Here is a 14,343-nt window from a genome sequence, read left to right on the forward strand (position 1 = left end):
CTATCGTTGCCAACAAGCGTTGACCAACAACCGTTGGCCAACAAGTGTTGGCATTGGAGGCGGCCATGCACCGCGATCCCGGCACCACCGACCACCCGAACCCCGCGGACACCGCACACCCCGCGGACACCGCGCACACCCCCGAGACCGCCGACGTCCTCGTGGTCGGCGCCGGCCCCACCGGACTGCTGCTCGCCGGGGACCTCGCCGTCGCCGGCCTGCGCGTCACCCTGCTGGAACGCCGCGCTCCCGGCCTCAGCAACCTGACCCGCGCGATGGCCGTGCACGCCCGCAGCCTCGAACAGCTCGACGCGCGCGGCCTCGCCGACGAACTGCTGGCGCACGGCCACGTGCTGCGGCGTCTCCAGCTCTTCGGCGGTGTCACGCTGAAGCCGACCCGGCTGCCCTCCCGCTTCCCGCTCGTGCTGATCACCCCGCAGTACGAGGTCGAGCGGCTGCTGGAGCGGCGCGCGCAGAAGGCCGGCGTCACCTTCCGGTACGGGGCCCGGGTGACCGGCCTGGACCAGGACAGCCACGGCGTCCAGGCCCGCGTACAGGAGGAGGACGGGGCCACCACGACCTATCGTGCGTCCTATCTGGTCGGTACGGACGGCGTGCGCAGCACCGTCCGTGAGGCACTCGGCCTGCCCTTCCCCGGCCGGTCCGTGGTCAGCTCCGTCGTACTCGCCGACGTACGGCTCGGCGAGCAGCCCGACCTCCCGCTGGTCGGCAACGCCAACGGCGACGCCATCGCGGTCGTCGCCAACTTCGGCGACGGCTGGTACCGCGTCGTCGGCTGGGACCGCCGCCGCCAGATTCCCGAGGACACCCCCGTCGGCCCCGACGAGATCCGCAGCTACCTGCGCCTCGCCCTCGGCACCGACTACGGGATGGACGAGGTGCGCTGGACCTCCCGCTTCCACAGCGACGAGCGCCAGGTGCCCCGCTACCGCGTCGGCCGCGCCTTCCTCGCGGGCGACGCCGCGCACGTCCACTCCCCGGCCGGCGGGCAGGGCATGAACACCGGGCTCCAGGACGCCGCCAACCTCGGCTGGAAGCTGGCCGCGGTAGTGCGCGGCGACGCACCCGACAGCCTGCTGGACAGTTACGACGCCGAGCGCCACCCGGTGGGGAAGATGGTGCTGCGCAGCAGCGGCATGCTCATCCGGGCGGCCCAGCTGCGCAGCGCGCCGGCGCGGGCGCTGCGCGCTTCGCTCGCCGGGCTGATGAACGTGACGCCGCCGCTGGCGGACCGGGCACTGGCGATGATCAGCGGAGTGGGCATCTCCTACCAGGCCGAGCGCGGCGCCCACCCGCTCACCGGCAAGCGAGCCCCCGACCTGCGGCTCGCGGGCGGCACCCGGCTGTACGAGGCGCTGCGCGGCGGCGCGTTCGTCCTCGTCGTGCCCCGGGACGAGGAACTGCCGGGGACCGAAGGGCTGCCGAGGGCCGAAGCGCCGGCGGACGCCGGAGCGCCGCACGACGGGACCGCTGCGGAGGGCGGTTCCGCCGCCGGCCCCCGTCTCGTGCGGGCCGCCTGGGCCGGTGACCGGCGCACCGCGCTCCTCGTACGCCCCGACGGCTACATCGCCTGGGCCACCGACGCCGCCGACCCGGACGCACGCGCCGTGTCACTGCGCGGCGCCCTCGGCCGCTGGACCGGCTCGGGCCGGGCCACGGACCGCGCCACGGTCCGGTCCTGACCAGCACGCCGCGCCGTATCCGGTGCGGCTCGCGCGGACCCGTCCCCCGGCCATGAACGGGGAACGGGCCCGCGCCGCCCGGTACGCCCGGCCGTCCCCGGGCCGGGCGGACGGACGCTCGCCGGGCCTGGCGGCCGGACCGGATCCCGCAGCTGCCCGGTTCCCGCCGCCCGCCACCGAAGTCCGTGCGGTCGCGCGATGGAAGGGGAGACCGGTCCCCGAAAACCCGGGGCGGGCCGGGCGCGCCCGGCCGCACCGCACGGAATTCGACGTGGTCACCCGTTGTCGTCCGATCAACGGAAAGGCGCGCTCTCCCGCTCGGTCCGCCATCCGCCGATCAGCGTCGTACCCCCCGGTAGAAGGGGAATCTAGGGACGCCTCTGCCGCCTGACAAGGGGCCCGGCCAGGGCATGTGACGCCCCGTACGGTTTTTGGCCAGTGGTTCGCCCTTCACGCAGCGACGGCCACCGGCGCGGCCCCCTCACCCGTCGGTCCCCGCTTCTGGACAACGCCCCCCGGCGAGCTTCCGGATCAGTCGATGATGTGCCGCAGATACGCCCGAGGGTCGGTGAGGTAGCGCCGCCAGTGGTCGACGAGGGCCAGCTCGTCCCACTCCACCGACCGCATGCCGTGCTCACCGACCTCGACTATCTCCGCGCCGGGCAGGGCCGTGAGCAGCGGAGAGTGCGTGGCGCAGACGACCTGGGCACCGCCGCGGCGCAACTCGTGCAGCACCCCGAGCAGTTCCAGGCAGGAGGAGAACGACAGCGCGGCCTCCGGCTCGTCCAGCACATAGAACCCCGGCTGCCGGAACTTCTCCCGGAACGCCATCAGGAACCCTTCGCCGTGGCTCATCTCCTCCGGCGCCTCCGACAGCCGCGCACGGCCGAGCGCGTCCCACGCCGTCTCGGCCCGCAGGAAGAAGCCGCGCCGGCGCGTACGCGGCCCGCGGACCATCCGGCGGCCGGCCGTCGTCGCGTCGAAGCGCATGGCCATGCCCAGCACGGACGGCTCGCGCGAACTGGCGTACTTGTAACCGGCCGAGCCGCCGTACGAGTCAAGCCCGAAGCCCTCCGCCAGGGCCTCGGCCAGCGTGGACTTGCCGGAGCCGTTCTCCCCCACGAGAAAGGTGACCGGCGCCCGGAACTTCAGCCCGTCCGCGACCAGCCGGCGCACACACGGCACCGTCCAGGGCCAGCCGTCCCCGGTCTCCGCCTCCGCTTCCCCGGAGAGATCCACGTACGCGCGTTCGATGAGCATGTCCCGAAGCTCTCACACCCCACTGACAATCGCCCCCCGTCCTTACGCTGGCCCCATGCTCATCGCCCGCTCCATCGCCCTCTTCGTGCTCGCCGCCCTCTTCGAGATCGGCGGCGCCTGGCTCGTCTGGCAGGGCGTGCGCGAACACCGCGGCCGGCTCTGGATCGGCGCCGGCGTGCTCGCCCTCGGCGCGTACGGCTTCGTCGCCACGCTCCAGCCGGACGCCGACTTCGGCCGCATCCTCGCCGCGTACGGCGGTGTCTTCGTCGCGGGCTCGCTGGCCTGGGGCATGGTCGCCGACGGCTACCGCCCGGACCGCTGGGACGTGGCCGGCGCACTGATCTGCCTGGCCGGCATGGCCGTGATCATGTACGCGCCCAGGGGCCGTTGACCCGCGCATATCCTGCGTAGGCACCACGACCGACGCCCGCAGCGCCCGAGGAGCCCGCCGCATGACCGCCGTACCCGACGCGCCCGCCGACCGTCCCCGTACCCGTACCGCCGTCGTCACCGGAGCCAGCAGCGGCATCGGCGCCGCCACCGCCCGGCGGCTGGCCGCCGAGGGCTACCGCGTCGTCCTCGCGGCCCGTCGCTCGGACCGTATCGAGGCGCTGGCCGCCGAGCTGCCGGACGCCGAGGCCCACCGGCTCGACGTCACCGACCGCGCCGCGGTCGACGCCTTCGCCGCCTGCCTCCGGGAGCACCACGAATCGGTGGACGTGCTGGTCAACAACGCCGGCGGGGCGCTGGGCGCCGACCCCGTCGCCACCGGCGACCCGGCCGACTGGCGCACCATGTACGAGGTCAACGTCCTCGGCGTGCTCAACGTCACCCAGGCCCTGCTGCCCGCCCTGACCGCCTCCGGGGACGGCACGGTCGTGGTCGTCTCCTCCACCGCCGGGCACGGCACCTACGAGGGCGGTGGCGGCTACGTCGCCGCCAAGCACGGCGCGCACGTCATCGCCGAGACCCTCCGGCTGGAGCTGTGCGGCGAGCCCGTCCGCGTCATCGAGATCGCCCCCGGCATGGTCAGGACCGACGAGTTCGCCACCACCCGCTTCCGCGGCGACACCGCCAAGGCCGCCAAGGTCTACGCGGGCGTGGCCGAACCGCTGACCGCCGACGACGTCGCCGACACCATCGGCTGGGCCGTCACCCGCCCGGCCCACGTCAACATCGACCTCCTCGTCGTCCGCCCCCGCGCCCAGGCGTCCAACACCAAGGTGCACCGCACCTCCTGAGACCGCCCGCCACGGACGCGGAACCATCCCGGCGACACCCTCACCAGGAGCCCTGGCCCCCGCCCGGGAGGCCGGGGCCCGGGAGGCCGGGGCCCGGAAAATCGTTGGCGCCGCGGCCGCCCCCGCCCGTACCGTTCCCGGTGTCGACGCACCTGCGCGTCGGCGCACGTGCGCGTTCCCGCACGTGTCCCCTCTCTCGGGCCCCGCCCTGGAAAGCAGTGTCTATGCCCCGGCCGGCGCTGAGCGCGCCTCATCACCGCGCGGACGAACCCCGCCGCTGACCTTCACCGTCCCACGGCCGCCGTCCGCCGCACCGGCCCGGCCGCACCCGCCCGCGCGCGGTGCCGCCCACTGCCCGTACGACCGAGGCCGCTCGGCCTGCTCCCGCTGCCCTTTTCACGCTTTCCGGCAAGGAGTACCCGAGTGCTGTCCAACAGCCCCAAGAGCTCGAACCGTCCGCACCCGCTGCCGCGCACCGACACCTTCACCTGCGTCCGGTGCGGGCTGACCGTCACCACCCTCGACCCCGGCGGCGACCGCCGCAACCACTGCCCCAGTTGCCTGCACTCCCAGCACGTACGGGACGCGGCCGAGGGCGGACCGTCCACCTGCCGTGGCCGTATGTCGCCCATCGCCATCGCGGTGCTGCGCACCGACGACTGGATGGTCGTCCACCGGTGCACCCGCTGCGACGAGCTGACGTCCAACCCGGTCTCCCCGGACGACAACCAGCTCATCCTGATGCGGATGGCGGTCCGGCCGCTGGCCCACCCGCCGTTCCCGCTGGAAGCGTTCGGCGACCTGTGAGCGGGGAGTGACGACCGTGCCACGACGCCGTACACCCAAGCAACAGCGCCGCACCCAACGGCCCAAGGACGTCCTCCACGGGCCGGGCGGCGCGTCCGGCGACACCTTCCGCTGTGTCGGGTGCCGCCTGGAGGTCCCGCTGGCCGCACCCGGGACCGCCCACCGCAACCACTGCCCGCACTGCCTGGCCAGCCGCCACGTGGACCGCAAGATACCGGGCGACCGGGCCGCGGACTGCGGCGGACGGATGCGGGCGCTGTGCCTGTCCGCCCGGCAGGACGGGGAGTGGCTGCTGGTCCACCAGTGCCTGGCCTGCGGTGAGCTGAGCACCAACCGCACCGCGGGCGACGACAACGCCCTGGCCCTGGTACGCCTGGCCGTCCGGCCGCTGGCCGACACCAGGATGCCCGTACGGGCGCTGATCTCCCTGTGAGGGACCAGGGCGCCCGGGTCCAGGACGCCTGAAAGACGAGGGCCCCGGACCGGCGCACAAGCCGGCCCGGGGCCCTCGCCCGGTGAGGGAGCCCCCGCGCTCCTCATCCCTTCACACACACCACCTGCTTGAGCTTGGCCACGACCTCCACCAGGTCCCGCTGCTGGTCGATGACCTTCTCGATCGGCTTGTACGCGCCCGGGATCTCGTCCACGACGCCGGAGTCCTTGCGACACTCCACGCCCCGCGTCTGCTCCTCCAGGTCCTGCGTCGAGAAACGCTTCTTCGCGGCGTTGCGGCTCATCTTGCGGCCCGCGCCGTGCGAGGCGGAGTTGAAGGACGCCGGGTTGCCGAGGCCCTTGACGATGTACGAGCCGGTGCCCATCGAGCCGGGGATGATGCCGTAGTCACCGCTCCCGGCGCGGATCGCGCCCTTGCGCGTCACGAGCAGGTCCATGCCGTCGTACCGCTCCTCCGCCACATAGTTGTGGTGGCAGGAGATCACCGGCTCGAACACCGGCTTGGCCTTCTTGAACTCCTTGCGGACGACGTCCTGGAAGAGCGCCATCATGATCGCGCGGTTGTGCCGGGCGTACTCCTGCGCCCAGAAGAGGTCGTTGCGGTACGCCGCCATCTGCGGGGTGTCCGCGACGAAGACGGCGAGGTCGCGGTCGACCAGCCCCTGGTTGTGCGGCAGCTTCTGCGCCTGGCCGATGTGGAAGTCGGCCAGTTCCTTGCCGATGTTGCGGGAGCCGGAGTGCAGCATCAGCCACACCGCGCCGGTCTCGTCGAGGCAGAACTCGATGAAGTGGTTGCCGCCGCCGAGCGACCCCATCTGCTTGACGGCACGCTCCTCACGGAACCTGACCGCTTCCGCCACCCCGCCGAAGCGGCTCCAGAAGTCGTCCCAGCCGCTGGTCGCCAGGCCGTGCAGGCGGCCCGGGTCGACCGGCTCGTCGTGCATGGCGCGCCCGACCGGGATGGTTTCCTCGATCTTGGAGCGGAGGCGGGAGAGGTCGCCGGGGAGGTCGTTCGCGGTGAGCGAGGTCTTGACGGCGCTCATTCCGCAGCCGATGTCGACACCGACGGCCGCCGGGCAGACCGCCCCGTGCATGGCGATCACCGAGCCGACCGTCGCGCCCTTGCCGTAATGCACGTCCGGCATCACGGCCAGGCCCTTGATCCATGGCAGGGTGGCCACGTTGCGCAGTTGCTGCATGGCCGCACCCTCGACCGTGGACGGGTCCGTCCACATCCGGATCGGAACCTGCGCTCCGGGCACTTCGGTGTACGACATAACTTCCTCATTCCCCCGAAAATCAACAAATAGCAAAAGCCGGACAAGAAGCCTGATCAAGGACAGGGAACCGGCGTATGCGGCAGAACGTGCGGTAGACATTGTGTCCATCCGCCGTCTGGCCGCGGCAACCAGATTTCCTACGGAAGGAGCCGGGAACGGTGCAGCGAAGGTCGTTCGTACCGGGGACCGCGCTGGCGACCGTGGCGGCGCTGGCCGCCACGCTCACCGCCTGCACCGGCGGCTCCGGATCCGGCAGCGGCTCCGCCGACACCAAGGGCGGCGGCGCGGCCGCCACGTCGGCGTCCGCCGAGCCCGGCAAGTACAAGACGCTCCCCGAGCCCTGCGGCCTGCCCTCCAAGGGCATCCTGCGCCGGCTGCTGCCGCCCGGCGGCACGGAGAGCCCGCAGGACGCCGACAAGGTCTACGCGGGCACCGCCGACATCACGTACGACACGGACCGCCGGGTCGGCTGCCGCTGGAAGCGTGAGGCACCCGACGGCACCCGCCACCTCACCCTGGACTTCGAGCGGGTCGTCTCCTACGACCCCGCCGTCAGCGACGACGACAAGGCGCAGAACGTCTACGGGAAGAAGGAGCTGGCCGCCCAGCTCCCGTCCGGCGGCACCAGCACGGCGCCGACGCCCACGCCCTCCTCCTCCGGCAAGGACGGCAAGGACGGCAAGGACGACCGGAACGGCCAGGGCGCCCAGAACGACGCCCCCGGCCAGGACGGCAAGCCCGGCGGCGACCAGGAAGCCGGCAAGACCGCCGCGGGCGGCAAGGCCTCCACCGCCCCGTCCTCGCCGCCTCCCTCCCCGCCCGCCTCCCCGAGCAGGAACCCGACCGACGCGCCCGGCTCCGACATCGCCCCGCGTGTCCTGGACGGCCTCGCCGACGCCGCCTTCCTCAACGACAAGCTGATCACCGCGGACAGCGGTGTGCACCGGGACGTCACGATCGTCTTCCGTTCCTCGAACGTCATCGTGACCATCGCCTACGACCAGTGGTCGGCCGACAAGACGACGCTGCCCGACAGCAGGGACCTCCAGGAGAAGGCCCAGGCGCTGGCCCAGGAGCTGGCCGACCGCTTCAACGAATAGTCCGCTTTGTCCGGCGAGTAACGTCACGAATCGCCCTCCGGCCGCCCTCCGCCGCGTACCGTGTGCCCCCGAGCCCCGCGCGCGGCAGCGTCGCCGCGCGCTCCGAAGGACGTACCGCGTCCGGACCGCACCGGCCCGTACGCGGCTCCCGACGGCGTCCAGTGCGACGCGCCGAACGACGACGAACAGCGAAGGAACCATGCACCGTTCAGCCAAGCGACTCGCCAGCCTCCTCGCCTGCGCAGCCGTACCGGTGATGCTCGTCGCCGGCTGCTCCTCCGACGACGACTCCGGCAAGAAGGACTCGGGCGGCGCATCGAAGTCCGCCTCCCCCGGCAAGAGCGGCAGCTCCTCCGGCAGCGCCTCCCCCAGCGTCGCGCCCGCGAAGATGAAGAAGCTGCCCAACCCCTGCCAGGCCGTGTCCCAGGACACCGTCAAGAAGCTGGTCCCCAAGACCAAGAACGCCGACGGCGAGCAGGGCAAGTCCTCCGACGCCATGGCCCGCGGCTACTGCGCCTGGAACAGCTCCGACTCCCAGGGCGTGGACGGCACCCAGTACCGCTGGCTGGACGTCGGCTTCCAGCGCTACGACTCCGACCCGACCCTGGGCACCGGCGAGAAGCGCGCCACCGACTTCTACAAGAAGCAGGTCGACGCCGCCAAGGCCACCCAGGGCGCCAAGAACACCAAGACCGGCGCGGTCGACGGCAACGGCGACGAGTCCACCTGGATCACCTACGACCTGAAGAAGGACGGCTCCGACTTCAAGAACCAGACGGTGGTCGCCCGCACCGCGAACGTCGTGGTCACCGTCAACTACAACGGCGCGGGCCTGGCCGGCGCCGACGCCCCCGACCCGAGCGACCTCCTCAAGGCCGCCGAAACCGCCGCCAAGGAAGCCGTCGCGGCGGTCGGCAAGGCCAACCAGTAGCCGTCTCCGGTCCCTCCCCGGCCCCGGCCCGGCCGGTAGTCCGGCAGCCGGCCGGGGACGGGGAGGGACCGCAACGGCTCACGCCGCGACAAGCGACGTACGGCACGCCTGAGCCGTACCGCCCTGCGTGCTCAGTGCCGCCGCAGCGGCCGCCTCCCCGGCGGCTGGGTCGGCTCCGGACGTGCCGCCAGCTCGGGGATCTCCCGTTCCTGAGGGTCCTTGTCGGAGACGGTGAGCGGTTCGCCGTAGTGCTGTATCTCCAGGGGCGCTCCCTCGACCATGCTGTACGTCACCGCCTTGGCGGTGATCTCGACGCGCAGCCGCCGCCCCAGCACCTGGACCGAGAACGCCAGGCGGGTGAGTTTTTCGGGGAGGCGGGGGGCGAAGGTCAGGCCCTGGGACGTGTGGCGCATGCCGCCGAAGCCGGCGACGAGGGCGATCCAGGTGCCGGCCAGTGAGGCGGTGTGCAGGCCGTCGCGGGTGTTGTTCTCCAGGTCCTGGAGGTCCATCAGGGCCGCTTCGCCCAAGTAGTCGTAGGCGAGGCGCAGATGGCCGACCTCGGCGGCCACGACGGCCTGGACGCAGGCCGAGAGGGAGGAGTCGCGTACGGTCAGCGGCTCGTAGTAGGCGAAGTCGCGCGCCTTGTGCTCGTCGTCGAAGCAGTCGCCGCGCTTGTACAGGGCGAGGACCAGGTCGGCCTGTTTGACGACTTGCTTGCGGTAGAGGTCGAAGTACGGGAAGTGCAGCATCAGCGGGTACTGGTCGGTGCGGGTGCCGGCGAAGTCCCAGGTCTGATGGGTGGTGAAGCCCGCCGACTGTTCGTGCACCCGCAGGCTGCGGTTGTACGGCACGGCCACCGCCTCGGCGGCGTCCCGCCAGGACGCGCTCTCCTCGTCGTCGACGCCGAGCGCCCCGGCCTCGCGCGGGTGGCGTTCGGCCACGTCGGCGGCGGCCCGCAGGTTCGCCTGGGCCATGAGGTTGGTGTAGACGTTGTCGTCGGCGACGGCGCTGTACTCGTCGGGACCGGTGACGCCGTCGATGTGGAACGTGCCGTGGTGGTCGTGCTGGCCCAGCGAGTGCCACAGCCGGGCGGTCTCCACCAGGATCGGTACGGCCGTCTCCCGCTCGAACTCCTCGTCGCCGGTGGCGCAGACGTAGCGGACGACCGCGTCGGCGATGTCGGCGTTGACGTGGAAGGCGGCGGTGCCGGCCGGCCAGTACGCCGAGCACTCCGAGCCATCGATGGTCCGCCACGGGAACGCGGCGCCCCGGAAGCCGAGTTGTTCCGCACGGGCGCGGGCGGCGCCCATCGTGTTCTGCCGCCAGCGCAGCGCTTCGGCGACGGCGCCGGGCGAGGTGTACGTCAGCATCGGCAGGACGAACGTCTCGCTGTCCCAGAACGTGTGGCCGTCGTACCCGGAGCCGGTCAGGCCCTTGGCGGGAATGGCGCGCTGCTCGGCCCGCGCACCCGCCTGGAGCACGTGGAACAGGGCGAAGCGGACGGCCTGCTGGATCTCCGCGTCACCGTCGACCTCGACGTCCGCACGGTCCCAGAAGTCGTCCAGGTAGGCGCGCTGCTGGTCGACCAGACCCTGCCAGCCGATGCTGCGCGCCCCGGCGAGCGCCGCGTCCACCTGGTCGCGCAGGGCGGGCAGCGAACGCGCCCCGGACCAGCCGTACGACACCGTCTTCTCCAGCCGCAGCCGCTGGCCCTGCTCCAGGAGCGCGGTGACGGTGAAGCGGGCGACGTCGTCGCCGCTCTCGCCGTCGGTACGGGTGGCGCCCTCGGGTGCGTCGACGAGGTGGTCGGCGGCGGCCGCCACCCGCAGCCCGCTGCGGCGCGTGCGGTGGATCAGCCGCAGGCGCGCGTCGGAGGCGAAGTGCTCCTCCGCCTCCAGCGGGTTGTGCAGCGCCGAGGAGACCCGGGGGTCGCCGCCGGACTCGGGGAGCTGCTCGTTGGTGACGAGTTCGGACTGCAGGACCACCCGCACCTCGGAGTCCAGCGGTTCGACCTCGTAGGCGACGGCGGCGACGGCCCGCTGGGTGAAGGAGACCAGCCGGGTGGAGGTCACCCGTACGGTGCAGCCGGCCGGCGAGGTCCATTCACAGGTGCGGCGCAGCACGCCGGCCCGCAGGTCCAGCACGCGTTCGTGGGAGCGCAGCCGGCCGTAGCGCAGGTCGAACGGTTCGTCGTTGACGAGCAGCCGGATCAGCTTGCCGTTGGTGACGTTGATGACGGTCTGCCCGGACTCGGGGTAGCCGTAGCCGGCCTCGGCGTACGGGAGCGGGCGCAGTTCGTGGACGCCGTTGAGGTAGCTGCCGGGCAGCCCGTGCGGCTCGCCCTCGTCCAGGTTGCCGCGCCAGCCGATGTGCCCGTTGGAGAGCGCGAAGACCGATTCGCTCTGCGGCAGTACGTCCAGGTTGAGGTCGGTCTCGCGCAGGAGCCAGGGGTCGCAGGCGTACGAGGAGTGGGTGATCATGCCTGGCCGTCCTCCTTCGGCTGTCCGGACTCCGGCTGCCCGGACGTCAGCAACTCGGCGAGGTCCTTGACGACGACATCGGCGCCGTGCCGCCGCAGCGCGTCGGCCTGGCCGGCCCGGTCGACGCCGACGACGTACCCGAAGCGCCCGGCCCGCCCGGCGTCCATCCCGGCCAGGGCGTCCTCGTAGACCACCGCCTGCGGGGCGGGGACGCCCAGTTCCCTGGCGGCCTCCAGGAAGGTGTCGGGGTGCGGTTTGCCCGGCAGCTTCCGTTCGGCGGCCACGTTCCCGTCGATCCGTACGTCGAAGAGGCCCGCCATGTCCACCGACTCCAGCACCTCGCGGCAGTTGGCGCTGGAGGAGACGACGGCGGTGGCCAGTCCCTGCTCGCGTACGGCGTGCACATAGCGGCGGGAGCCTTCGTACGCCTCGGCGCCCTGCTCGCGGAGTTTCTTCAGCAGCAGATTGTTCTTGCGGTTGCCCAGCCCGTGCACGGTCTCGCGGTCCGGCGGGTCGTCGGGGCCGCCCTCCGGCAGCTCGATGCCGCGTGAGGCGAGGAAGGTGCGTACGCCGTCGGCGCGCGGGCGGCCGTCCACGTACTCGTCGTAGTCGGAGACCGGGTCGAAGGGGGTGTAGTCAGGGCCGTCCCGGTGGCGCAGGAAGTCGTCGAACGTCTCCTTCCAGGCGGCCGTGTGGACGACGGCCGTCTTGGTCAGGACGCCGTCGAGGTCGAACAGGCAGGCCCGGACACGGTCCGGCAGGCCGAGCGAGGTGAGCGAATCCGTCATGGGACACGAGTCCCCGCCCGGTGTTCGACGTATGTCTGTTCCGGACAATTCCTGCCCGGTACGCCGCCGGGCGGACCGATGCGGCGGGTGCGGCGCCTGGTTACGCGCCCGAGCCCGCCCGCTTCCTGCGCTTCTTGGCCGCCTCCCCCCACACGGCGAGGGCCAGGCCGGCCGCGGCCATCCCGGCGTACGCGAGCGTCGGCAGGTCGTACCAGTGCGGCAGGATGCCCCAGCCCGTACTGTCCGTGAAGATCCGGCCGAGGGCGCCCATGACCCCCTGGATCGCGACGATGATTCCGAGGACTCCGATGATTTCTCGCATGGGTCCACCTTCACGCGAACGGCCCCGGGGATCGTCGTCCCCGGGGCCGAATCGGCACTCCGTCGAAAGGCGCAGCGGCGCGGTCAGGGCCTCCTACCCGGACGCGCACCACGGCAGCCGTCAGCGCGCTCCGAGCCCGCCCCGCCGGGCGCTCACGCCGCCAGCAGCTTGCGCACCCGGTCCGCGCCGACCGCGAGCAGCAGCGTGGGCAGCCGCGGGCCGGTGTCGCGGCCGACGAGCAGGTTGTAGAGCAGCGCGAAGAACGAGCGCTGCGCGACCTTCAGCTCGGGTGTCGGCTTGGCTTCCGGCGTCAGCCCGGCCTGGATCTTCGGTACGCCGTAGACGAGCGTGGTCAGCCCGTCCAGCGACCAGTGCTCGTCCAGCCCGTCGAGCAGCAGCCGCAGCGACTCGCGGGCCTGGTCGTCGAGCGAGCCGAGCAGCTCGGTGTCCGGCTCGTCGCGCACGATCGTGCGCTGCTCGGCCGGGACCTGGGTGTTGATCCAGTACTCGGCCTTGTCCAGCCGGGGCCGGGTCTCGTCCAGGGACGTGACCGGGTCGGCCGGGTCCAGCTCGCCGAGGATGCGCAGCGTCTGCTCGTCGTGCCCGCCGGTGATGTCGGCGACCGAGGCCAGCGTGCGGTACGGCAGCGGGCGCGGGGTGCGGGGCAGCTCACCGGCGGCCGTGCGCACCGCGCGGGAGTGCGCGGCGGCGTCGGCGGGCAGCACCGAGCCGTCGGCGACCTTGGCCTCCAGCTTGTCCCACTCGTCGTAGAGCCGCTGGATCTCCTGGTCGAAGGCGATCTTGAAGGACTGGTTGGGCTTGCGGCGCGCGTACAGCCAGCGCAGCAGCGGCGCCTCCATGATCTTCAGCGCGTCGCCCGGGGTCGGCACGCCGCCCTTGGAGGACGACATCTTGGCCATGCCGCTGATGCCGACGAAGGCGTACATCGGGCCGATGGGCTGCGCGCCGTCGAAGATCTCGCGCACGATCTGGCCGCCGACGACGAACGACGAGCCCGGCGAGGAGTGGTCCACCCCCGACGGCTCGAAGATCACGCCCTCGTGGGCCCAGCGCATCGGCCAGTCGACCTTCCAGACCAGCTTGCCGCGGTTGAACTCGCTGAGCCGGACCGTCTCGCCGAAGCCGCAGGCCGTGCAGGTGTACGTCAGCTCGGTCGTCTCGTCCACGTAGGAGGTGACCGTCGTCAGGTCCTTGTCGCACTGGCCGCAGTACGGCTTGTACGGGAAATAGCCCGCCGAGCCGCTGCTGCCGTCGTCCTCGGCGGCCGCGCCGGACCCCTCGGCGGCCTCCAGCTCGGCCTCGTCGACCGGCTTCTGCGACTTCTTCGCGGGCGCCTTCTTGGTGCGGTACTGGGCGAGGATCGCGTCGATGTCGGTGCGGTGCTTCATCGCGTGCAGGATCTGCTCGCGATAGGCCCCGGAGGTGTACTGCTCGGTCTGGCTGATGCCGTCGTACTCCACGCCCAGCTCGGCGAGCGCCTCGACCATGGCGGCCTTGAAGTGCTCCGCCCAGTTCGGGTACGCGGAGCCGGCCGGGGCCGGCACCGAGGTCAGCGGCTTGCCGATGTGCTCGGCCCACGACTCGTCGACCCCCGCGACACCGGCCGGGACCTTGCGGTAGCGGTCGTAGTCGTCCCAGGAGATCAGGTGGCGGACCTCGTGGCCCCGGCGGCGGATCTCGTCCGCGACCAGGTGCGGCGTCATGACCTCACGCAGATTGCCCAGGTGGATGGGGCCGGAAGGGGACAGGCCCGAGGCGCAGACGATCGGTTTGCCGGGGGCGCGGCGCTCCGCCTCGGCAATGACCTCGTCCGCGAACCTGGAGACCCAGTCGGTCTCGGTGCTCTGCTGAGCCACGATCGGCCCTTCCTCTTCTCACCACTCGACAAGCCTGACGGCGACCATTCTCCCAGACGGCGCCGCCGCCGGTTTTTCCCTGTGGAAAACCGAGGGAACCG

At 72.2% G+C, this 14,343-nt stretch carries 13 protein-coding genes; 7 read left to right on the forward strand and 6 right to left on the reverse strand.

Features of this window, described 5'->3' with window-relative positions:
• The first annotated feature begins 65 nt into the window (after positions 1 to 65).
• Positions 66 to 1,703 carry an FAD-dependent monooxygenase gene (locus tag ACZ4QV_RS11320; RefSeq protein WP_361584133.1) on the forward strand — a complete coding sequence of 546 codons (1,638 nt, stop codon included), beginning with the start codon at positions 66 to 68 and terminating at the stop codon, positions 1,701 to 1,703.
• Between the two features lie 531 nt (positions 1,704 to 2,234).
• Here the strand turns inward: ACZ4QV_RS11320 and ACZ4QV_RS11325 are convergent.
• A complete protein-coding gene (locus ACZ4QV_RS11325) occupies positions 2,235 to 2,963 on the reverse strand; it encodes an AAA family ATPase (protein WP_361148935.1) in 729 nt (242 codons plus the stop codon).
• Between the two features lie 55 nt (positions 2,964 to 3,018).
• Here ACZ4QV_RS11325 and ACZ4QV_RS11330 point away from each other — a divergent pair, with 55 nt between their 5' ends.
• From ACZ4QV_RS11330 to ACZ4QV_RS11345, 4 genes are all read left to right on the forward strand, one after another.
• Complete coding sequence (locus tag ACZ4QV_RS11330) at positions 3,019 to 3,354, forward strand: YnfA family protein (protein ID WP_361148933.1); 336 nt, start codon at positions 3,019 to 3,021, stop codon at positions 3,352 to 3,354.
• 61 nt (positions 3,355 to 3,415) lie between these two features.
• The gene (locus ACZ4QV_RS11335; protein WP_361148931.1) at positions 3,416 to 4,204 is read left to right on the forward strand and encodes an SDR family oxidoreductase; all 789 of its coding nucleotides are present in this window, start codon (positions 3,416 to 3,418) and stop codon (positions 4,202 to 4,204) included.
• Between the two features lie 423 nt (positions 4,205 to 4,627).
• Positions 4,628 to 5,011, forward strand: coding sequence for an RNHCP domain-containing protein (locus tag ACZ4QV_RS11340; protein WP_467762796.1), 384 nt, complete (start codon positions 4,628 to 4,630; stop codon positions 5,009 to 5,011).
• A gap of 16 nt (positions 5,012 to 5,027) precedes the next feature.
• On the forward strand, positions 5,028 to 5,444 hold the full coding sequence (locus tag ACZ4QV_RS11345; RefSeq protein ID WP_361148929.1) for an RNHCP domain-containing protein: 417 nt from the start codon (positions 5,028 to 5,030) through the stop codon (positions 5,442 to 5,444).
• Between the two features lie 103 nt (positions 5,445 to 5,547).
• Here the strand turns inward: ACZ4QV_RS11345 and ACZ4QV_RS11350 are convergent, their stop codons facing one another.
• On the reverse strand, positions 5,548 to 6,741 hold the full coding sequence (locus tag ACZ4QV_RS11350; RefSeq protein ID WP_467762797.1) for an RtcB family protein: 1,194 nt from the start codon (positions 6,739 to 6,741) through the stop codon (positions 5,548 to 5,550).
• 161 nt (positions 6,742 to 6,902) lie between these two features.
• On the opposite strand from ACZ4QV_RS11350, the gene ACZ4QV_RS11355 reads away from it, so the two are divergent.
• Both ACZ4QV_RS11355 and ACZ4QV_RS11360 read left to right on the forward strand, forming a co-directional pair.
• Positions 6,903 to 7,844: a hypothetical protein gene (locus ACZ4QV_RS11355; protein ID WP_467762798.1), complete on the forward strand. Its 942-nt coding sequence runs from the start codon at positions 6,903 to 6,905 to the stop codon at positions 7,842 to 7,844.
• Between the two features lie 199 nt (positions 7,845 to 8,043).
• The gene (locus ACZ4QV_RS11360; protein WP_361148924.1) at positions 8,044 to 8,775 is read left to right on the forward strand and encodes a DUF3558 family protein; all 732 of its coding nucleotides are present in this window, start codon (positions 8,044 to 8,046) and stop codon (positions 8,773 to 8,775) included.
• Positions 8,776 to 8,906: 131 nt separating this feature from the next.
• Here the strand turns inward: ACZ4QV_RS11360 and ACZ4QV_RS11365 are convergent, their stop codons facing one another.
• The 4 genes from ACZ4QV_RS11365 to lysS all read right to left on the reverse strand — a co-directional run bounded on the left by ACZ4QV_RS11365 (position 8,907) and on the right by lysS (position 14,242).
• Positions 8,907 to 11,255 carry a glycoside hydrolase family 65 protein gene (locus tag ACZ4QV_RS11365; protein WP_361636649.1) on the reverse strand — a complete coding sequence of 783 codons (2,349 nt, stop codon included), beginning with the start codon at positions 11,253 to 11,255 and terminating at the stop codon, positions 8,907 to 8,909.
• Positions 11,252 to 12,043 (reverse strand): HAD family hydrolase, encoded by a 792-nt coding sequence (locus tag ACZ4QV_RS11370; RefSeq protein WP_361148921.1) that lies wholly within the window; start codon positions 12,041 to 12,043, stop codon positions 11,252 to 11,254. The genes ACZ4QV_RS11365 and ACZ4QV_RS11370 overlap by 4 nt, the downstream gene beginning before the upstream one ends.
• Positions 12,044 to 12,143: 100 nt before the next feature.
• Positions 12,144 to 12,365, reverse strand: a complete 222-nt coding sequence (locus tag ACZ4QV_RS11375; RefSeq protein ID WP_361148920.1) for a hypothetical protein — start codon at positions 12,363 to 12,365, stop codon at positions 12,144 to 12,146.
• Between the two features lie 152 nt (positions 12,366 to 12,517).
• Complete coding sequence (lysS, locus tag ACZ4QV_RS11380; RefSeq protein ID WP_467762799.1) at positions 12,518 to 14,242, reverse strand: lysine--tRNA ligase; 1,725 nt, start codon at positions 14,240 to 14,242, stop codon at positions 12,518 to 12,520.
• Positions 14,243 to 14,343: the final 101 nt, after the last annotated feature.

The organism is Streptomyces sp. NPDC026394 (genome assembly GCF_055567735.1).